The 19,551-nt window shown below is 62.8% G+C and carries 15 protein-coding genes; 11 read left to right on the top strand and 4 right to left on the bottom strand.

Translation table 11 applies throughout. From position 1 onward, the window contains the following. Positions 1–14: 14 nt before the first annotated feature. Positions 15–2,585 carry a M14 family metallopeptidase gene (locus tag E5K00_RS18930; protein WP_135464839.1) on the bottom strand — a complete coding sequence of 857 codons (2,571 nt, stop codon included), beginning with the start codon at positions 2,583–2,585 and terminating at the stop codon, positions 15–17. 147 nt (positions 2,586–2,732) lie between these two features. Here E5K00_RS18930 and E5K00_RS18925 point away from each other — a divergent pair, with 147 nt between their 5' ends. Next, positions 2,733–3,152: a DUF2721 domain-containing protein gene (locus tag E5K00_RS18925; RefSeq protein WP_135464838.1), complete on the top strand. Its 420-nt coding sequence runs from the start codon at positions 2,733–2,735 to the stop codon at positions 3,150–3,152. A 233-nt stretch (positions 3,153–3,385) separates the two neighbouring features. On the opposite strand, the gene E5K00_RS18920 is transcribed toward E5K00_RS18925, so the two are convergent. Beyond that, positions 3,386–3,634: a hypothetical protein gene (locus tag E5K00_RS18920; protein WP_135464837.1), complete on the bottom strand. Its 249-nt coding sequence runs from the start codon at positions 3,632–3,634 to the stop codon at positions 3,386–3,388. A 223-nt stretch (positions 3,635–3,857) separates the two neighbouring features. On the opposite strand from E5K00_RS18920, the gene E5K00_RS18915 reads away from it, so the two are divergent. The 10 genes from E5K00_RS18915 to E5K00_RS18870 all read left to right on the top strand — a co-directional run bounded on the left by E5K00_RS18915 (position 3,858) and on the right by E5K00_RS18870 (position 16,034). Further along, positions 3,858–4,337, top strand: a complete 480-nt coding sequence (locus E5K00_RS18915) for a hypothetical protein (RefSeq protein ID WP_135464836.1) — start codon at positions 3,858–3,860, stop codon at positions 4,335–4,337. Between the two features lie 189 nt (positions 4,338–4,526). Beyond that, positions 4,527–5,714: a ribonuclease D gene (locus E5K00_RS18910; protein WP_135464835.1), complete on the top strand. Its 1,188-nt coding sequence runs from the start codon at positions 4,527–4,529 to the stop codon at positions 5,712–5,714. Positions 5,715–6,261: 547 nt separating this feature from the next. After that, a complete protein-coding gene (locus tag E5K00_RS18905; protein WP_135464834.1) occupies positions 6,262–8,190 on the top strand; it encodes a hypothetical protein in 1,929 nt (642 codons plus the stop codon). Positions 8,191–8,231: 41 nt separating this feature from the next. Then, positions 8,232–9,305 carry a ferritin-like domain-containing protein gene (locus E5K00_RS18900; protein ID WP_135464833.1) on the top strand — a complete coding sequence of 358 codons (1,074 nt, stop codon included), beginning with the start codon at positions 8,232–8,234 and terminating at the stop codon, positions 9,303–9,305. Between the two features lie 39 nt (positions 9,306–9,344). Continuing rightward, positions 9,345–10,217, top strand: a complete 873-nt coding sequence (locus E5K00_RS18895) for an EboA domain-containing protein (RefSeq protein ID WP_135464832.1) — start codon at positions 9,345–9,347, stop codon at positions 10,215–10,217. Positions 10,218–10,275: 58 nt separating this feature from the next. Further along, on the top strand, positions 10,276–11,181 hold the full coding sequence (locus E5K00_RS18890; protein ID WP_135464831.1) for a TatD family hydrolase: 906 nt from the start codon (positions 10,276–10,278) through the stop codon (positions 11,179–11,181). 9 nt (positions 11,182–11,190) lie between these two features. Continuing rightward, positions 11,191–12,090: a UbiA-like protein EboC gene (eboC, locus tag E5K00_RS18885; RefSeq protein ID WP_135464830.1), complete on the top strand. Its 900-nt coding sequence runs from the start codon at positions 11,191–11,193 to the stop codon at positions 12,088–12,090. Positions 12,091–12,124: 34 nt separating this feature from the next. Then, entirely contained in the window at positions 12,125–13,342 is a 1,218-nt protein-coding gene (locus tag E5K00_RS18880) for a 3-dehydroquinate synthase (RefSeq protein WP_135464829.1), read from the top strand. Beyond that, positions 13,342–14,592 carry a metabolite traffic protein EboE gene (gene eboE / locus E5K00_RS18875; protein WP_135464828.1) on the top strand — a complete coding sequence of 417 codons (1,251 nt, stop codon included), beginning with the start codon at positions 13,342–13,344 and terminating at the stop codon, positions 14,590–14,592. Before E5K00_RS18880 ends, eboE begins: the two co-directional genes overlap by 1 nt. Before the next feature lie 68 nt (positions 14,593–14,660). Then, entirely contained in the window at positions 14,661–16,034 is a 1,374-nt protein-coding gene (locus E5K00_RS18870) for an alkaline phosphatase family protein (protein WP_135464827.1), read from the top strand. Between the two features lie 114 nt (positions 16,035–16,148). On the opposite strand, the gene aceA is transcribed toward E5K00_RS18870, so the two are convergent. Together aceA and aceB are read right to left on the bottom strand one after the other, a co-directional pair. Further along, the gene (aceA, locus tag E5K00_RS18865; RefSeq protein ID WP_135464826.1) at positions 16,149–17,441 is read right to left on the bottom strand and encodes an isocitrate lyase; all 1,293 of its coding nucleotides are present in this window, start codon (positions 17,439–17,441) and stop codon (positions 16,149–16,151) included. Between the two features lie 336 nt (positions 17,442–17,777). Further along, on the bottom strand, positions 17,778–19,409 hold the full coding sequence (gene aceB / locus E5K00_RS18860; protein ID WP_135464825.1) for a malate synthase A: 1,632 nt from the start codon (positions 19,407–19,409) through the stop codon (positions 17,778–17,780). Between the last annotated feature and the right edge of the window lie 142 nt (positions 19,410–19,551).

Below are 19,551 nucleotides of genomic sequence, written 5' to 3'. Positions count from 1 at the left end.
CTTTTATATGGGTTTTACTGCCCCACCAGGAACAGGGCGTTGCCGAACAGAAGCTTGCCGCCCTGCCAGAAGCCCCGAAACAGCGGGTTGTCGGCCATGTATACCACCTGGCCCCGGCCCATTTCCTGGGTGCCCAGCACGAAGGTGTCAGTTAGCTTGCGACGGGCGCCCCGGCCCACAAAGCCGGCCGCGTAGTTGTCGCGCTTCAACACGCCCACGTTCCAGCCGCCCTCGGGCAAAAACCGGTAGTTGAGCGGGTCGCGCACCAGGGCGAAGTAGGTGGAGCCGTAGCCAAACGCCAGCGGGTGGGAGTTGTCGAGCTGCACACGGTAGACGCTGCCCTGCACCCGGTCCCCGATTTGCTGGCGCTCGGCGTCGGCGTAGCGGCGCAGCAGCTGGTACGAGTTCTTGGCTTTCGTCGTATCGGGGGCTTTGGTTTTGAGCAGGAAATCCTTCTTGTTGGCCAGAAAGCCCGCCGCGCCTTCCAGGGCAATGAGCTTGCCCCCGCCGCGCACCCAGGCTTTCAGGGCGTCCAGGCTTTTTTCGGGGTAGATGTCGGTGTAGTCGCCGTCGGGCAGGATCAGCACGTCGAACTTCTGCAGCGGCACCGTGCGCAGGTAGTCGGTGCCCAGCACCGTGACGGGGTAGCCCAGCTGCTGCTCGAAGAAGTGCCAGACCTCGCCAAAGGCCGTCGGGGCCACTCCTTCGCCGGCCACCACGGCCACGTTGGGCCGGCTTACGGGCCGCACGTAGCCCGAGCCCAGGTCGGCACCGCTGGTGGAAAACCCCGAGCCCACGGCCTGCACCCGCACGCCGGCCGAGTCAGCCTGAGCTTGCACCAGCTGGTCGAAGCGCGGGCCGAGGCTTTCGTTGCCGGTGCGGGTGATAATGAGGGTACCCGGCTGGTACTTCTGCCCTTCCGCCTCGAAAGCCCGCTGTGCCACCCGCACCTTGACGCGCTGCTGCAACAATTGGCTCAGAAACCGCAGATCCTGCACGCTGTTCCACCGCGACACGTAGGCGTAGGGCTTACCGGTTTCTTTGCCCACTTCCGGGGTAGCCCGCGCACTGTTACCACTGGCGCTTGGCTGCGGGTCCAGGCGCGACCATAGCGCGTAGCTTTGCACCCCGTAGGCGTAGGGCAAAGCCCAGGCGGTAATGTCGTAGGTCAGGGAATCTTCCAGCGCGGGCCGGGGCTCAAACAGCACCTTTACCAGCGTCGATTTGGGCTGATACATGCTCACCACCACGTCCTGGGGCTGGAGCTGCACGTTTTCGGTGGTGCCGGTGCCATAGCTGAACGCCCGCACCCGCTGCTGCCGGCCCGCGTAGCCGTAGCGAATTTGCTGGCGGTCGAGGTAGGTAGTGAAGGCGCGCAGCTGGCCCGGGTCGCCGCTGCTGCTGAGCACGTAGGTTTTGTACTGGCCGCGGGGCTTGGTGCGGGCGGCGGTGTAGTACTTCTGAAACTCCGCCACCAGCTCGGCACGGCGCTCCGAGGCGGCCTGAATGGTCGCCAGGCTGGCGGCGTGGTGGTGGGCAATGCGCTGCGCCAGGGTCAGGGTGTCGCCGTCGGCCTTGGCGGCCCGGATGCCGGCCCGGCCCGATCCGCCCTGCTCGTAGGTCATGCCGATGGCCCCGTTGAAGCTGGGGTAAGTGTCGCCGTAGCTGGGGTAGAACAGGTCGTAGGTTTCGCGGGTGAAATACAGCCAGTTGTTCTGGTCGAACACCCGGCGGTTGTAGTCGCCGATGACGTTCTGGAAGCTGCGCTGCCAGGGCGTAATGTCTTCGTGAAACGGCTTGGCGGCCGGCGAAAAGTAGTACGGGTCGTCGAGGCTCATTTCGTGGAAGTCGGCGTGCACCTGGGGCAGCCACTGGTTGTAGAGCGCCACCCGCTGCTGACTTTCCTGCTGGGTTTGCCAGGCCCAGTCGCGGTTCAGATCAAAGAAATAATGGTTGTAGCGGCCGCCGGGCCAGGGCTCGTGGTGCTCCCAGGCGTAGAGCGAGGCGTTGGGCTGCTGGTTGCGGCTGCGGTTGTACCACTGCACGTACCGCTCGCGCCCGTCGGGGTTCACGCAGGGGTCCACGAGCACCACCACGTGTTGCAGCCACTGCTGCGCCGCCGTATTGGCGGGGTCGGCCAGGTCGTGGAGCACCGCCAGCACGGCCTCCGACGACACGGCCTCGTTGCCGTGAATGTTGTAGCTGAGCCACACGATGGCCGGCTGCTGGCCCTGCACGGCCCCGCTTTCCAGACCCGCCAGCCGCAGGTTGTTGCGCCGGATGTCGTCGAGGCGGGCCAGGTTTTCCGGCGTCCCGATCTGCACGACTTCCAGCGGACGGCCTTCGTAGGTGGTGCCGTAGGGCTGAAGCCGCATGCGCCCGCCCGAGTGTTGCACCACCTGCTGCACGTAGCTCAGCACTTGGGCGTGGGCCGTAAAGCGGCTGCCCAGCGGATAGCCCAGAAACTGCGCGGGCGTCAGCAGGCGGGCGGCGGTCTGGGCCTTGCCGGGCAGGGCCGCGGCCAACAGCAGCCAGGGCAATAGCAACAGGGCTCGGATCAGAGCCGGTACTTTAATCGTGGGCATGGGCAAACGGCAAGGAAGAGAAACGGCGGAAAATCCGGCAAAGAGGTCAAACCTATTGAATCTGCGGCTACTTTCGGCTGTCGGCCCCCGGCCCGCTGCCCCAAAAACAGCCGCCGCCCCGGCCGGAACGCCCCAGCTTTCTTGTCTATGGAAATTACCCTTACCACGCCGGCGCTGTTGTTTCCGGCTTTGTCGCTGCTGCTGCTGGCCTACACCAACCGGTTTCTGGCGCTGGTCAACATCGTGCGCACGCTCAAAACCCAGTACAAAACCACCCACAGCCCCCACCTGATCCAGCAGATTCACAACCTGCGCCGGCGGGTAGAAATGGTGCGCAACATGCAGGCCGTGGGCGTGGCCTCGATGCTGGGCTGCGTGCTGGCCATGTTCCTGATTTACGCGGGCTTCAACGCGGCCGGGGCGCTGGTGTTTGGCGGCAGCCTGCTGGCCCTGCTGGTGTCGCTGGGCATGTCGCTCTACGAAATCCAGATTTCGGTGGTAGCCCTCCAGATTGAGCTCAACGACCTGGAGGAAAGCGAGGAGCAGCGCCTGGCCGGCCACGCCTGAGCGAAGCCCGGCCCGCCGCGCCCGAAGCCGTAACCGTAGCACCCGAAGCCGCGCCCGTACCAACCCAAGCCGCGCCGGTAGCACCCGAAGCCCCGGGCGCAGCACCCGAAGAGTCGCCGGTAGCACCCGAAGCCTCAGCCGTAACGACCGAAGCGCCAAACGTAACGACCGAAGAGGCATCCGGTAGCTAATTTCGCCGCTTCGGGGCTTGCGGCCGGGTTTTCGGGCCGGAGCTAGTTGCCTTCCGCCGGGGCCGCGTCCTTTTCCCGGATCTGGTAGAGCACATTTTCCGCCACGCCCCGGCCAAACAGGCTGACGCCGGCGTTGAACACGCCCAGGGCCAACGTGCCGGCCCCTACCCACTGCGCCGTGGGCGCGCCGTTCTCTTTCATGGCCGAAGCCCACTGCACCAGGCAGGTACCCAGCCCGATTACCATCAGCCCGGAGGGGGCAAAAACCAGCCATTTTTTCTTGTGTGTCATCGGTGCGGCAAAAGCGTAAAGTGGATGTGAACAGGAGCAGCGTACGGACCACAAACCAAAGCCGGAGCGTAAAGTTGACGCCCACGGCCGCCGAAGCCGGTTCCCATTCCCTGCAATCGTACCTTTGGGCCCGGAGGTTACACGCCGTAACCTTATCCTGCCAATTAATTTGGCCGTGGCTCCACATTTCGGGGGCGGCGGCCCGCCAGTAGTTTTTACCTTTATGAGCAGCAGTTTGTACGAGCAGCTTCTGCGGGAAGCGTTCCGCACCGAGGCCGAAGTCACGCAATACCTCACCCCCGCCGACCTTTCCGCCTATAAAACGTTCGAGCAGGCCCCGGCCGCCGACCTTGCCTTCCGCTTCGAGCGGGTGCGCCTGGCCGTGGCCATGTCGGTGCTGAAGCTGCTGGCCGACCTGGGCGACCATGAGGAAAGCCGCCGGGTGATGGAAGTGATGCACCGCGCTCTGAAGGCCCGCTCGGTAGCCGAAATCGACGCCACGATTACCAAGGACGCCAAGCTGTTCGAGAAGCTCTACACCAACCTGTACGTGAACGAGGACGGCGAGCTGCTGCTCAACCTCTTTGAGCGCACCCTCGACGCGGATACCAAAGACCTGATGGCGGAAGTTGTGCAGGATGCCCTGCACGTGGCCCGGGAGCTGGATTTCAGCCACCACGACGAGGACGACGACGACGAATAGCGCGTGGGCCGGAATGCGGGACAAAACAGTACCTTGCCCGCGTTTTTCGGCGTTGGAATGTCTCTTGAGCGGCTGTCCGCTGCTCTATTACCCGGCTGGTTGGTTTTGCCCGGCCGCCGTGCCTACCTTTACCCCAATGGCCGCTGGCCGGCGTCTGGCCGCGGCTTTGTTGTCTTTCTCTTTGCCTGAATGTCTACACCTACTATTCATTACCTGACTACTGAAGCCGACGTGCAGCAAGCGGCTACTGCCCTGCAAGCCGCCCCCCGCCTGGCCGTCGACCTGGAGTTCGACGACATGCGCCACCGCTACGGCCGCAACCTGGCGCTGATTCAGATCTTCGACGGGCAGGTAGTGTATCTGATTGACCCGATTCCGCTGACCAACCCCGCCCAGGAGCTGGAGCCCATCTGGGTGCTGCTGCGCGAGCCGGCCATCGAGAAGGTATTCCACAGCTGCAAGTCGGATATTCTGCTGCTCGATGAGCTCTACGGCGTGCACGTGCGCAATATTCTGGACACCAGCGTGCAGTACACCCTGCTCGGCGAATCCGACAACAACATCTCCCTGGGCCGCCTGATTCAGGCCGAGCTGGGGCTGGAAGTCGATAAGGGCGAGCAGAAGTCGAACTGGCTGAAGCGCCCCCTCACCGAAGCCCAGAAAGTGTACGCGGCCAACGACGTGCTCTACCTCTTCGAGCTGGCCGACCGCCTGCAGGCCAAGCTGGCGGCCCTGGGCCGTGCCGAGTGGGCCGCGCAGGAAAACGCCACCCTGGAGGAAGTGCGCTACACCCGCGACGACCGGCCCTACCTGCGCATTGCGGGCAAATACCGCATCCTGCCCGGGGAGCTGCCCTTGTTCCGTGACCTGTACATGCTGCGCGACCAGGTGGCCCGGCAGCTCGACAAGCCGCCCTACATGGTGTTTGCCAACGACCGGCTCTCGGAGCTGGTGCGCGACACCCCACGCGACGCCAACGACTGGAAAAACACCCGGGGCCTGCACCCCGAGCTGAAGCGCGCCCCCTACCTCGACCAGCTGGCCGCCCTCTCCCCCGACAACTTTGTGCCGGTGCCCGAGCCCGCCGCCACGGGCGAGCAGCGCCGCTTTCCTTTCCGCCGCCGCCTCAGCGGGGAAAAAGCCGCCAAAGCCGACGCCCGCGAGCAGCTCCTGACCCAGTTAAAAGGCCTCATCACAGCTGATATCAACGTGTACGTGGCCAACCTGGTGCTGTCGAACCGCCTCGTAGCCGACATCATCGAGCTGGGCGCCGACCAGGTGCTACGCCCCTGGCAGAAAACCATTCTGCAGGAAGCCTGCCAGCGCCACGGCCTGAACTACGGCCAGATAGCCACTCCCTTCGACTCGGCTGCGTAATACGCACCTCTTTTTTCCGGCCACGAAAGCCGCTGTTGCACTCACATAGTAAGTGCAGCAGCGGCTTTTTCGTGTTTGGTCTTCGCCCAAGGTGCAGGCATACTCTAGTCTGGTGATGAAAGCGGGTCGAGCAATCGTATTTCTGAACTGACGGGGCCTCTTGCGCCCAGCTAAGCAACCATCAACACTTTTTACTTTTGTCACATTTTATATAATTAAACAAACAAATAAAGCTTACTCAAAACTACAGCAATTTAATAAACAACTATAAGTCAATAGAATATAATATAGTAGGAAACACTATTAACAGCAATGATTTATATATATAGCTGTCACATTATAACGCATTAGTTCCTTTTTTCGGCTCTGGTGTCACCTGTAGCTTTACTATCATTATCCACAGGTCCTTTTTGCCTGATATAAAGGCACAATTGGACTTATACCGGGGACAGGCCGCTGTCTTCCCCAAGCCTATTGTGCCCTTGCCCGCTGCTTGGCTGGCAAGTTCATGCTACGTGTCACTCTTTCTACCCCAACATACCTAACCATGAGCTACCTCAGCGGGCTACGCCTGTCATTTGCCGGTCAGTTTCAAGCGGCGCCTTCCACCGTCAACAACGATGTCAGGCATTTCAACAATGCGACCTTCAAGCCTAACTACCAGCAATTGGGTACGAAAGGACACCCTAATGGCTGGTGGAACCCCACTGGCGGCGCTGAATGGCGGCTGTACGGCTGCAACGTTACGGGGGCTTGGCTGGGGCCCGATGAGGCGGCACCGGCCACCGACAGCATCTTTACCTGCCTGATAGCGGATACCAACCGCCGCGCGCCCGCCAAAATCGTGGACTTGGACCCACAGCAGCAACTCGTGTCCGGGGTGTGGGGCCTGGAGGTGCGGATTTGTGACCAGGATGGCAACGACCTGCTACGGGCCCAGTACGAGCCGGCCAGCTTCAAGGACCTGTGGCCGCGGGCCACGGGCCGCGGCCAAGCCGGCGACATGGGCCTGAGCAGCATCTACCAATCGGTCCTGACGGATCTGGAATGGTTCGATATTTCCAAGTCGCCCTTTTTGCAGGCACTCAAGGCCGCCGCCACCGATGGGCTGTTGTCCATCAAGTTTAACGTGGACGGCTACAATACTAATTTTGGCACCCCCAATTTCACCCGGGGCCGCATCGTGGGCAGTATCGGGGTAGCCACGGCCGCCGAGCCGCGCTTCTTCGTGCCGGGTCGCCAGCTGATTCCGTACGGCTTTCAGGCGTTTGCTACCGATTCCTCCGTTTCTATTGCTGCGCCCCAGATCGGGCCGTGCGTGGCCCGGGTCGATGAGCAAGACCGGCGCATCTACCTCGACCTGGGCAATGCGCTGCCGACCACCCAGCCCGGCGGCCCGCTGCTGGACCAGGGTACGATAACGCTGGTGGCTGACGCCGACAATGCGCAAGGCACACTGCCGCTGGGCTCCTTCGACGGCTACCAGGCCCCCACCTGGTATGAGCAAACCGGCGGCATCCTCGTGTTTCCGCCCGACCGGCCCCTCACCGATGCCGAGCTGGCCAAAGTTCTTACTACCCGTCTGCAAGTACAGGTGGCGCAAGCCAGCACGGCGCCGGATTACGCCAACAACGTAACCACCGAAACCCTACAGGGCCTGTATGTGCGCACCGATGACTACGTTTTCCGGATCGACAGTGGCAACTCGGCCGAAGCCCGCCTGTATGCCACCCAGTACGGCAAGCCCCTGGCCCAAACGGCAGTAACGCTGGAGTACGATGCCTCGCAGCTGGATCCGAACGGCCCCCCACTGGGCCAGGCCGGCCAGGCAATGACGTTTACGCCCGCGGTTACCACCGATGCCAACGGCACCGCCACGCTCACCATCAAGGTAGAGAACCTGGCGACGCCGCGCGACTACATCGACGGGCAGCTTTATGGTATCCGGGCTACGGTGAACGGTATTGGCGCGCCCACCCCAAACGAGCAGAATACCATTGTCGTGTGTCCATTTGGCCCCGATACTTTCGTCAGTATTCTGGGCATGAGCGCCTTTACGGCCGACCAGCCGGTAAGCTGGTATGGCAGCCTACAGCCGATTTTCCAGCAGTACGCCAACCTGTACCCCGTGATGAAGCGCTTCCTGGACCTGGCGGACGTGGACGCGGTATGGGCCAACCGCGGGCTGCTGCAAATGGCATTTGGGCTGCCCATCACTGATTCCAACACGATGCCCGTCACGCGGGACCTGTCGACGCCGAAACGCACGGCCATTCTCAGCTGGCTGGCAGCTCCGGAACTCGTGCTGGGTACTGCGCCATCGGCTTTCCGGGCCACCGCGGCGGCAGATATGGTGGAAAAAGCGGTGCCCGCCGATGCCCCAACCGCCGATGACCTGGCGGTGGCGTCGAAGAAAGCCATGCAAGGCGGCAAAACCGCTGCCCTGTCGCGCCGCATGGGCCTGGTGAACCACTAACGGCTGTCCTGTTCCTTTTTCCGAATCTTTTCCCGTGTCCTATGCTACTTCTGAAATCTTCCCTGGCCCAGGATCTGACCGATCCGGCCGCATTGCGCACCGCTTTACAGCAGGCCATCGAGCTGGAGCACTCTACCATCCCACCCTACCTGTACGCGCTGTACTCGCTGATCCAGGGCAAGAACGACGCTATTGCCGCGCTGATTCAGTCGGTCGTGATTGAGGAAATGACGCACATGGCTTTGGCCTGCAACATTCTCAATGCCATCGGGGGCGCCCCGGTTATCGACTCGCCCGACTTCATTCCGCAGTACCCGGGACCATTGCCCGGCACCGTCGAGTCGCAGCTGACCGTGCCGCTGGCCCCCTTCTCCCTGGATCTGGTGAAGAACGTCTTCATGGTGATTGAGGAGCCGGAAGACCCGCTGAACTATCCGGTGGTGGGCCTGCGGGCTGCGGCCGCGCCGCCGCTTACGATCGGGCAGTTTTACGAAAAGATACGGGAAGCCCTGATAGCCAACGGTGAAGGCATTTTTACCGGCGACACCTCACGGCAGGTAAGCGCCACCTACATGGGCATTACCCCCGTAACCAACCTGGCCCAAGCCGTGGCCGCCATCGACCTGATTGTGGAACAAGGAGAGGGCACGACTACCTCGCCCCAGGCTTCGCCCACCGAGCTGGCGCACTACTACCGGTTTGCCGAAATCTACCACGGCCGCCAGCTGGTGCCGACTACGGCGGCGGTGCCGGTCGGGGCCGAGGACGCGGAGCCGTTCGACGACGGCTACAGCTACAGCGGTCCGGCCATTGCCTTCGATCCGGCGGGCGTGTACCCGGTCGTTACCAATCCGAAAGCGGCGCAGTATGCCCCCGGTACGCTGGCCCGCAACGACTGCGACACGTTCAACTATTCCTACACCGGGCTGTTGCAGGCGCTCCACCAGACCTTCAACGGCACGCCGGCTGCCATTCAGGGCGCTATCGGGGCCATGTTTACCCTGAAAACCCAGGCCATTGGCATGATGCAGGTCGTTATCAAGCCCGGCAGCCCGACCACGGCCGGCCCCAGCTTCGAGTACCAGCCCACCCTACCAGCCGATCAAAGCGCCTAGCGCCAAACTAAGCCAGCGTTTTCTTACAGCTTTCCACGCATGAACACTGCTGCCTTATGCGCCTGGCTAACGCCGCTGGTAATGGCCCAGCTGCCGGCGGAGAGTGTATCCTGGTTGCAGGATACACTCTCCGCTCAGCTTTCGGAGCGCGACTTTCTGGCGGCCTTCAGCCGGGTGCCTCGGCTTAGCGGCAAAGCGCACCTGGCCCTGACTCAGGCTCAGGCTCTTGAAGCCAAAGCGCTGCATGCGGGCTTCAGCCCGGAACGGTGGACGCTGGCCCAGGCGACCCGCGCCTTGCTGCTGGCCCGGGCCCCGCACCACAGTTCGGATGACTATGGCGCGCTGCTGCACCGCCTCAGCGCCACCGCCGACCTGGGCGAGCTGGTGGCATTGTACAGCGGTCTGCCGGTTTTGCCCTACCCGGAAACACACCTGAGCTGGGCCACGGACGGTATACGCTCCACCATAACCGACGTGTTTGACGCCGTAGCGCTGCACAATCCGTATCCGCACGACTTTCTGCCGCCGGAAGCCTGGAATCAGATGGTGCTCAAGGCGGTATTCAACGCCCGGCCGCTTTACCAGATATACGGGCTCGACAACCGCCGCAACCCGACACTGGCGCGGATGCTGCTGGACTATGCGCACGAACGGTGGGCCGCCGGCCGCAGCCTGACGCCGGAAGTGTGGCGGCTGGTTAGCCCCTATTTTACCCCCGAAAGCCTGGAGAATCTGCGGCCCCTGCTCCGCAGCCCTGAACCATTGCAGGTGCAGGCCGCCGCTCTGGCGCTTTCCGAATCTACGCTGCCAGCGGCCGAACAGCTCTTGGCGCAGCATCCGGCCGCCCGACAGACCCTTTCCCACGAATCCGTTACCTGGCACCGCATTGGGGAGCAAGCCTATCTGCTGTAACCCCAGGCCGCCGCACATTCTCCCTCACCCATTCACCTATTGTTGCTCACCGACGCCTATGGCCTACATTGACCCCCACGTACACATGACATCCCGTACCACCGACGACTACCAGGCCATGCAGCGGGCCGGGGTAGTCGCCGTCATCGAGCCGGCCTTCTGGATGGGCCAGCCGCGCACGGAGGTCGGGACGTTCAAAGACTACTACAGCCACCTCATCGGCTTTGAGCGGTTCCGGGCCAGTCAGTTTGGTATCCGGCATTATTGCACGATTGGGCTGAACTCGAAAGAGGCCAACAACGAGGCGCTGGCGGAAGAGGTAATGGAGCTGCTGCCGCTGTTTATCTACAAGGAAGGCGTGGTGGGCGTGGGCGAAATCGGCTACGACGACCAGACCGCCGCCGAGGACAAATACTACCGGCTCCAGCTGGAGCTGGCCCGCGAAGCGGGACTACCCGTCCAGATTCATACGCCCCACCGCGACAAAAAACAGGGCACCATCCGCAGCATGGAGGTAGCACTGGAACACGGCCTGGCCCCGCACATGGTCATTGTAGACCACAACAACGAGGAAACAGTGGAACAGGTGCTGGAACGGGGTTTCTGGGCCGCTTTCACGATTTACCCGCACACCAAGATGGGCAATGAGCGCATGACTGAAATCGTGCGGCAGTACGGGCCGGAGCGCATCATGGTGAACAGCGCCGCCGACTGGGGCATCAGCGACCCGCTGGCCGTGCCCAAGACGGCCCAGCTGATGCTGGAGCGCGGCATCAGCGCCGAAGCCGTGCACCTGGTGACCTACCAAAACGCCCTGGCGGCCTTCGGGCAAAGCGGGCAGATGCCGGAAAGCGACTGGCTGCAGGCCCCCGCCGTCGACCAAAGTCAGCGCTACGCGGGCAGCTCGATTCTGCGCGGCGGGCAGGTGCCGCAGTCCGATCCGTCGTCGGCTCTTATTCGCTGAAGCAGCCGTATGAAGCGAGTAGTGGCGCACCTGCGGCTCATGCGGCCCGCCAACATCATTACCGCCGTGGCGGATATTCTGCTGGGCTTCGCGGCTTCCGGCTCGGCGGCCGGCTTGCTACGCGCAGCACCGGGGGCACGGGTGCAGACGTTGGGCTGGCTGGTCCTGGCTACCGTTGGCCTCTACGGCGGCGGGGTAGTGTTCAACGACGTGTGCGACGCCGAGCTGGACCGCCTGGAGCGCCCCGAACGCCCCATTCCGAGCGGGCAGGCTACCCGCCTGAGTGCCGGCCTGCTGGGTACGGGCTTGCTACTGAGCGGCATTGTGGCAGCCTGGCAGGTGTCTTTTATCAGCGGCCTACTGGCGGCCGGCATTGCCGCGCTGGCCCTGCTCTACGACGCTTGGGGCAAGCACCACTCCTGGCTCGGGCCTCTGAACATGGGCGCGTGCCGAGGGGCCAATCTGCTGCTGGGCCTCAGTGCGGTACCCGCCGCGCTTAGCCATTATTGGTTTATCGGTCTGATTCCGCTGGTTTACATTGCCGCTATTACCAGCATTAGCCGCGGGGAGGTGCACGGCGGCAACAAGAAAGCGTTGCTGGGCTCTTTGGCACTGTATGGGCTGGTCGTCGCGGCTATTCTGGCCGTGTTGGGCTTGCCCCAGGTGGCGGCCCTATCGGCTGTTCCTTTTCTGCTGGGCTTTGGCTACTTCATTTTTCCGCCCTTGCTGCGCGCCCTGGCTTCGCTGCAGGCCCAGGACGTGCGGCAGGCCGTGAAGGCCGGCGTCATGGCCCTGATTCTGCTGGACGCCACGCTGGCGGCGGGCTTCGCGGGCTGGCAGTATGGGGTGCTGGTGCTGCTCCTGTTTCCCGTGTCGCGGCTGCTGGCCCGGGTTTTCGCCGTCACCTGAGGCGCGGCTTTCCACTTTCCTCTATTCCCGATGTATGCTTTCCTCCGTTATTCAGCAGCAGTTTCAGGTTTCGTTTTCTTACCCGGTTTACTTCACGGAAGAGCTTTTCCGGCCCGATAACTCCGTGCTGCGCACCGTGCTGACCCAGGCCGACGCACTCGGGCCGCGCCGGGCCGTCGTGGTGCTGGATAGCGGCGTGGTGGCGCATCATCCGCATATCCAAACCAATATTGCGCAGTACTTTACGGCCCACGCCGAGGCCTTGCAGCTCAACGGCGAACCGCTGGTAGTGGCAGGTGGGGAAGCGTGCAAAAATAGTCCGGCCCTGGTGCAGCAACTGCTGGAAGTAATTCACCAGCGCCACGTCGACCGGCACTCGTACCTGCTGGCGGTGGGCGGCGGCGCCGTGCTCGACCTGGTGGGCTACGTGGCAGCCGTGGCGCACCGGGGCGTGCGGCTGGTGCGGATACCGACGACGGTTCTTTCGCAGAACGACTCGGGCATCGGGGTCAAAAACAGCGTCAATGCCTTCGGAAAGAAAAACTTCCTGGGCACCTTCGCCCCGCCCTACGCCGTGCTCAACGACAGCCGGTTTCTGCTGACCCTCGACGAGCGGGACTGGCGCGCCGGTATTGCCGAGGCCATCAAGGTCGGGCTGATTAAGGACGCGGCTTTTTTCACTTACCTCGAGCAGCACACCCCGGCCCTGGTAGCCCGGCACCTGCCCACGATGCAACACGTTATCCGGCGCTGCGCCGAGCTGCACCTGCAGCACATTGCCGGCCCCGACCCCTTCGAGCAAGGCTCGTCCCGGCCCCTGGATTTTGGCCACTGGGCCGCGCACAAGCTGGAGCAGCTTACCGACTACCAGTTGCGGCATGGCGAAGCCGTAGCCATCGGCATTGCCCTCGACTGCGTGTATTCGCACCTGGCGGGCCTTATTGAGGTGCCGGTGCTGGAACGGGTGCTGCGGGTGCTGCACGAGTTGGGCTTTGCCGTGTTCTGCCCCAAAATGGCCGCCCACGCCGAGCAGCCGGCGCACCCGGACAGCCTACTGCTCGGCTTGCAGGAGTTCCGGGAACATCTGGGTGGGCAGCTCACCGTTATGCTGCTGGCGGAAATCGGGCGGGGCGTCGAAGTCCATGCCCTCGACACGGCCCGGCTGCTGGAAGCCATATCGTACCTAAAAGCCTGGCAAAATACCAGCCGCAGCCCCGTAGAGCCCAATCTTCATCCTCTTAGCCTGGCATAATGAACATCGGCCACGGCTACCACCTGACGTATTGCACCAACATTCACCCCGGCGAAACCTGGGCGGCCGTCTTTCAAAGCCTGCAGGACTATCTGCTGCCCATCAAAGCCCGCCTGGCGCCCACCGAGCCATTGGCCGTCGGTCTGCGGCTTTCCGACCAGGCCAGCCGGGAACTGGCGCAGCCGGGGCAACTGGCCGAATTTCAGGCGTGGCTCACCCAGCAAGGCCTGTACGTGCCCATCATCAACGGCTTTCCGTTCGGGAATTTCCACCACACGGTGGTGAAGGACGCGGTGCACCAGCCCGACTGGACCACGCCGGCCCGGCTGGCGTACACCAAGCGCCTCGCGCATCAGCTGGCAACCCTGTTACCAGCCGGTCTGGATGGCGGCATTTCTACCTCGCCACTTTCCTACAAACCCTGGCTGGCCGGCGACGAAGCCCACACCGCAACCGTGCTGCAGCAAAGCGCCCGGCAGCTGGCCGAGCTGGTGGAAGAACTGGTCGTGTTACAGCGGCTGACCAACCGGCTTATTCACCTGGATATTGAGCCCGAGCCCGATGGTCTGCTCGAAACCTCGGCTGAGTTTGTGGCCTTTTACCAGGAATACCTGCTCCCGCAGGCCACGGCGCGCCTGCAGGCCCGGCTGGGGCTGTCGGCGGCGGCGGCCCATCAGGCCGTGTTCGACCACGTGCGCCTCTGCTACGACGTGTGCCACTTTGCCCTGGCTTACGAAGCCCCGGCCGACGTGCTGGCCCGGCTGGCGGCGGCGGGCATCAAAGTAGGCCGGGTGCAGCTCAGCGCGGCCCTGAAGGCCGATTTGCCCGCCGACTCTGCGGGGCGCCAGGAAATTGCCCGGCAGTTTGCCCGCTTCGTCGAACCCGCCTACCTGCACCAGGTGGTAGCCCGCTCCCACGACGGCCGCCTGCGCCACTACCCCGACCTGCCCCCGGCCCTGGCCGATATTGATGCCCGAGAAGTGCAGGAATGGCGCACCCATTTTCACGTACCCATCTTTTTGGAGCGGTATGAGCAGCTCCAATCCACGCAGGCCGAGCTGCGGCAGGTGCTGGCGCTGTTGGCTGGCCAGCCCATTACCCGCTACCTGGAAGTAGAAACTTACACCTGGGACGTGCTGCCGCCCAGCATCAAGCAGGATCTGGCTACCTCTATCGAGCGGGAATTGCAGTGGGTGCGGCAGGCGCTGACCTTGCCGGCCACCGCCCCGGCCTCAGCTATAATCTCCTGACTTTTTAATCAGCGTATTCAGCCGGCCCGGCCACTGTTTTTACCCCGGAATCCGGGCTTTCCAAATCTATGCGTAAAACCGTTGTCATCAACGTAGTGGGGCTCACGCCGGCGGCCCTGGGCGAAAACACTCCCTTTCTGCGGAGCTGGGCGGCGCAGGCGGCCGTGGCGACGGTGGGGCACGTACTGCCGGCCGTTACGTGCTCGGTGCAGGCTACTTACCTAACGGGCAAGTGGCCCTCCGAACACGGCATCGTGGCCAATGGCTGGTATTTCCGCGACGAAGCCGAACCCCGCCTCTGGCGGCAGTCCAACCACTTGGTGGAAGCGCCTAAGCTCTGGGAAGTGGCCCGGGCCCAGGACCCAAGCTTCACCTGCGCCAACATTTGCTGGTGGTACGCCATGTACAGCAGCGCCGACTATACCGTGACGCCCCGCCCCCAATATCTGGCCGACGGCCGTAAGCTGCCCGACTGCTACACCTACCCCATGGAGCTGCGCCCCAAGCTGGAAGCCAAGTTGGGCACGTTTCCCTTGTTCGACTTCTGGGGGCCGCGCACCAGCATCAAATCCAGCCGCTGGATTGCGGAAGCCGCTATGGAAACCGACCGGCTGCACGACCCAACCCTGACGCTGGTTTACCTGCCCCACCTGGACTACAATGCCCAGCGCTACGGCCCCGCCGACGCCCGCGTGTCCGCCGATTTGCGGGAAATTGACGCCGTGTGCCGCGACCTGACCACCTATTTCGAAGGCCGGGGCGCACAGGTGCTTTTCGTTTCCGAGTACGGCATTGCGCCGGTTTCGCGGCCGGTACACCTGAACCGGGTGCTGCGGGAGCATGGCTACCTCTCCATTCGCGAAGAGCGGGGCTTAGAGCTGCTCGATGCCGGCACCTGCCGCGCTTTCGCCCTGGCCGACCATCAGCTGGCGCACGTGTACGTGAACGACAAAAACCAGCTGGCGGCCGTGCGGCAGCTGCTCGCGGCGGTGCCCGGCGTGGAAAAAGTCATTGGCCCGGAAGAGAAAGCCGCTTACCACCTCGACCATTCCCGCGCCGGCGAGCTGGTGGTAGTCGCCGAAAAAGATGCCTGGTTTACCTACTACTACTGGCTCGACGATGCCAAAGCCCCCGACTTCGCTCGCATCGTCGACATTCACCGCAAGCCCGGCTACGACCCGGTCGAAATGTTCACCGACCCCCGCATCCGGTTTCTGCTGCCTAAAGTAGCGCTGAAGGTTTTGCGCAAAAAGCTGGGTTTCCGCATGCTGATGGACATTATTCCGCTGGATGCCACGCTGGTCAAAGGCTCCCACGGCCGCCCGCCCGCTAGTCCTAGCGAAGGGCCGCTGCTGATGAGCCGCAACACCCGGCTGCTCTCCAAACCGCAGCTGGAAGCCACGGAGGTATTCGACGTTATTCTGGCCCACCTGCGCGACTAGCGTACCCCGGCAACAAAAAAGGACGTCATGCAGAGCTCTGCATGACGTCCTTTTTTGCTGTATCCTCAGCTAGGCCGGGTGATATTTTGCCCTCCAGCCTGCTACAGTTGGCGTTTAGTGCGCGTTCTGGAACTGCGCTTCCTCGGTAGAACCTACCAGGGCCGAGGTGCTGGCCTTGCCCGCAGACACCACGCTTTGCACGGCATCAAAGTAGCCCGTGCCCACGAACGACTGGTGCTTGACGGCCTTGAAACCGTGCTTCTGGAGGGCAAACTCCCGCTCTTGCAACTCCGAGTAGCCAGCCATGCCCCGCTCCCGGTACGCCCGGGCCAGCTCAAACATGCTGGTGTTCAGGGCGTGGAAGCCCGCCAGGGTGATGAACTGGAATTTGAAGCCCAGGGCCGCCAGCTCCTCCCGGAAGGTTTCCATCTGCTCCACGCTCAGCTTGGAAGCCCAGTTGAACGACGGGGAGCAGTTATACGCCAGCAGCTTGCCGGGAAACTGGGCGTGAATGCCTTCGGCAAAGGCGCGGGCCTGCTCCAGGTCGGGGTGCGAGGTTTCCATCCACAGCAGGTCGGCGTAGGGAGCGTAGGCCAGGCCGCGGGCAATGCAGGCCTCCACGCCGGGCCGCACCCGGTAGAAACCCTCACTGGTGCGCTCCTCGTCGGTGAGCACGAAGGGCAGGTCCCGCTCGTCCACGTCGGAGGTAATCAGGTCGGCCGCGTCGGCGTCGGTGCGGGCCACGACCAGCGTGGGCACGTTCAGCACGTCGGCGGCCAGGCGGGCGGCTACCAGCTTGTTGATGGCCTCCTGGGTGGGCACCAGCACCTTGCCGCCCAGGTGGCCGCACTTCTTGGCCGAGGACAGCTGATCCTCGAAATGCACCCCGGCCGCCCCGGCCTCAATCATCATCTTCATCAGCTCAAACGCGTTGAGGTTGCCCCCAAAACCGGCCTCGGCATCAGCCACGATGGGCACCAGCCAATGCACGTTGCCCTCCCCGCTCAGGTTCTGAATCTGGTCGGCGCGCAGCAGGGCGTTGTTGATGCGCTTCACCACGCTCGGCACGCTATCCACGGGGTAGAGGCTTTGGTCGGGGTACATCTGGCCGGCGCCGTTGGCATCGGCGGCCACCTGCCAGCCGCTGAGGTAAATGGCGTTCAGTCCGGCCTGCACTTCCTGCACGGCCTGGTTGCCGGTCAGGGCACCGAGGCCGGCTACGTACTGCTCCGAGTGCAGCAGATTCCAGAGCCGTTCGGCGCCCTGCCGGGCCAGGGAATACTCGATGCGGATGGAGTTTTGCAGCTTCACCACATCCTCGGCCGAGTACGGCCGCTCCACGCCTTTCCAGCGCGGATTCGTGGCCCAGTCGTGTTTGATGGCGGCAATACGTTCTTGCTTGTTCATGGGAGAGTAAGTTGGGCAGGATCAGCCTGCGGGTTGAAAAAAAGAGTTGTGGAAAGTGGTTGTGGAAGTCGAATTAAAAGGGCAAAGTGGTGCCTGGCAGGCTAAAAAGTCGCTTTTCGAAAATCAGGAAGTGTGAATGGAATAGAGTTTCCCTCCTTTTTTTCAAGGAGGGGTGCCCAAAGGGCGGGGTGGTGACGTGTTGTTTAACAGAACGTCATGTCGAGCAGCGCGAGACATCTCGCGTGCTGCCATTGCCAAAGTAATCTGATTACCATTGCACGCGAGATGTCTCGCTATGGCTCGACATGCGGTCAACTAAACATCCTGTACCAATATTTACGGCAGCTGCTCGTAGGCTGGCACGGTCAGGAACTCGACGAACTTCTGGCTGGTCACCAGGCTGTCGAACAGGCGGGCGGCCGGCAGATACTGGCCCCGGGTATAGCGCTCCTCGCCCACCAGCGCCCGGATTTTCTCCAATTGCTGGGGCACGTACGAGCGGTACAGCTCCACGGTGATTTCGCGGCCGTCCTGCAAGGTGGTACCGGGCGTGTGCAGCCACTGCCACACCTGGGCCCGGCTGATTTCGGCCGTGGCGGCATCCTCCATCAGGTTGTAAATCGGCACGCAGCCGTTGCCGCCCAGCCAGGCTTCGATGTACTGAATGGCCACGTCGATGTTGAGCTTGAGCCCGTCTTCAGTGATAGTGCCCTGGGGCGCTTTCACCAGGTCGGCGGCGGTTACCTGCACGTCCTCGCGCTTGTTGTCGATCTGGTTGGGCTGGGGCATCAGCTCGTTGAACACGGCCAGGGCTACCGGCACCAGGCCGGGGTGGGCTACCCAGGTACCGTCGTGGCCGTTTTTGGCCTCACGCACCTTGTCTAGCCGGACTTTCTCCAGGGCGGCTTCGTTGGCTTCGGGGTCATTCTTAATCGGAATCTGGGCGGCCATGCCCCCGATGGCGTGCACCCCGCGGCGGTGGCAGGTCTGGATAACCAGCTGGGAATAGGCCGACATAAACGGCACCGTCATCGTCACCTGGGCGCGGTCGGGCAGGCGGAATTCCGGCTTCAACCCCAGACGCTTGATGTAGGAGAAGATATAGTCCCAGCGGCCACAGTTGAGGCCGGCGCTGTGCTCCCGCAGCTCATACAGAATTTCATTCAGCTCAAACGCGGCGGGCAGGGTTTCAATCAGCACCGTAGCCTTGATGGTGCACTTGGGCATTTTCAACGACCACTGGGCAAAGCCGAAAATGTCGTTCCAGAGCCGGGCTTCCAGGTGACTTTCAATCTTGGGCAGGTAATAATACGGCGCGCTGCCGCGGCTGCACAGCTCGTGGGCGTTGTGGAAAAAGTACAGTCCGAAATCGAACATGGAGGCGCTGATGGGCTCCCCGTCGACCAGGACGTGCTTTTCCACCAGGTGCCAGCCCCGGGGCCGCACCACCAGCGTGGCCGTTTCCGCGTTCAGCTTGTACTCCTTGGTGGGCGTGCTCAGCGAAATGGTGCGGCGCACGGCGTCGCGCAGGTTGCGCTGCCCCTCCACCACGTTGGCCCAGGTCGGCGAGTTGGAATCTTCCAGGTCGGCCATAAACACCTTGGCCCCCGAGTTCAGGGCGTTGATAATCATCTTGCGCTCCACCGGCCCGGTAATTTCCACGCGGCGGTCCTGCAAGTCGGCGGGTACGGGTGCTACGGTCCAGGGCTTTTCCCGAATCATCTGGGTTTCGGGCAGGAAGTCGGGCAGGATGCCGGCCTCGAAGTCGCGCTGCCGGGCTTCGCGGCGCAGCAGCAGCTCCCGGCGGGTCCGGTCGAAGCGGCGGTGCAGCTCGGCCACGAAAGCCAGGGCCGAGGGCGTCAGGATTTCGGCAAACTCGGGCGAATAAGCACCCACCACTTTCACCCGCTCGGGCGTGAGGTAGGCAGGCGGCGAAACCAGGGTCTGGGGCTCAGCGAAAGGTGACATAGGCTTGGGGTTTTGGAAGGAAGCAGGAAAGAATGTAACCAAACATACGCCAGCGAATTTTATAAGTCAAGCGAATTTTCGCTAAAATTTATAAAACGCGGTTTTTACCTACTTTTACCCCGCTTTTGCCTCACTCTCTTTT

This window comes from Hymenobacter aquaticus (assembly GCF_004765605.1).
GTDB lineage: Bacteria > Bacteroidota > Bacteroidia > Cytophagales > Hymenobacteraceae > Hymenobacter > Hymenobacter aquaticus.
This window is presented reverse-complemented; position numbering and strand designations above follow the sequence as displayed.

Bases quoted from the DNA above. Each gene is read 5' to 3' on its own strand.
- E5K00_RS18930 (WP_135464839.1), bottom strand. From the start codon at position 2,585: ATGCCCACGATTAAAGTACCGGCTCTGATCCGAGCCCTGTTGCTATTG.
- E5K00_RS18925 (WP_135464838.1), top strand. From the start codon at position 2,733: ATGGAAATTACCCTTACCACGCCGGCGCTGTTGTTTCCGGCTTTGTCG.
- E5K00_RS18920 (WP_135464837.1), bottom strand. From the start codon at position 3,634: ATGACACACAAGAAAAAATGGCTGGTTTTTGCCCCCTCCGGGCTGATG.
- E5K00_RS18915 (WP_135464836.1), top strand. From the start codon at position 3,858: ATGAGCAGCAGTTTGTACGAGCAGCTTCTGCGGGAAGCGTTCCGCACC.
- E5K00_RS18910 (WP_135464835.1), top strand. From the start codon at position 4,527: ATGTCTACACCTACTATTCATTACCTGACTACTGAAGCCGACGTGCAG.
- E5K00_RS18905 (WP_135464834.1), top strand. From the start codon at position 6,262: ATGAGCTACCTCAGCGGGCTACGCCTGTCATTTGCCGGTCAGTTTCAA.
- E5K00_RS18900 (WP_135464833.1), top strand. From the start codon at position 8,232: ATGCTACTTCTGAAATCTTCCCTGGCCCAGGATCTGACCGATCCGGCC.
- E5K00_RS18895 (WP_135464832.1), top strand. From the start codon at position 9,345: ATGAACACTGCTGCCTTATGCGCCTGGCTAACGCCGCTGGTAATGGCC.
- E5K00_RS18890 (WP_135464831.1), top strand. From the start codon at position 10,276: ATGGCCTACATTGACCCCCACGTACACATGACATCCCGTACCACCGAC.
- eboC (WP_135464830.1), top strand. From the start codon at position 11,191: ATGAAGCGAGTAGTGGCGCACCTGCGGCTCATGCGGCCCGCCAACATC.
- E5K00_RS18880 (WP_135464829.1), top strand. From the start codon at position 12,125: ATGCTTTCCTCCGTTATTCAGCAGCAGTTTCAGGTTTCGTTTTCTTAC.
- eboE (WP_135464828.1), top strand. From the start codon at position 13,342: ATGAACATCGGCCACGGCTACCACCTGACGTATTGCACCAACATTCAC.
- E5K00_RS18870 (WP_135464827.1), top strand. From the start codon at position 14,661: ATGCGTAAAACCGTTGTCATCAACGTAGTGGGGCTCACGCCGGCGGCC.
- aceA (WP_135464826.1), bottom strand. From the start codon at position 17,441: ATGAACAAGCAAGAACGTATTGCCGCCATCAAACACGACTGGGCCACG.
- aceB (WP_135464825.1), bottom strand. From the start codon at position 19,409: ATGTCACCTTTCGCTGAGCCCCAGACCCTGGTTTCGCCGCCTGCCTAC.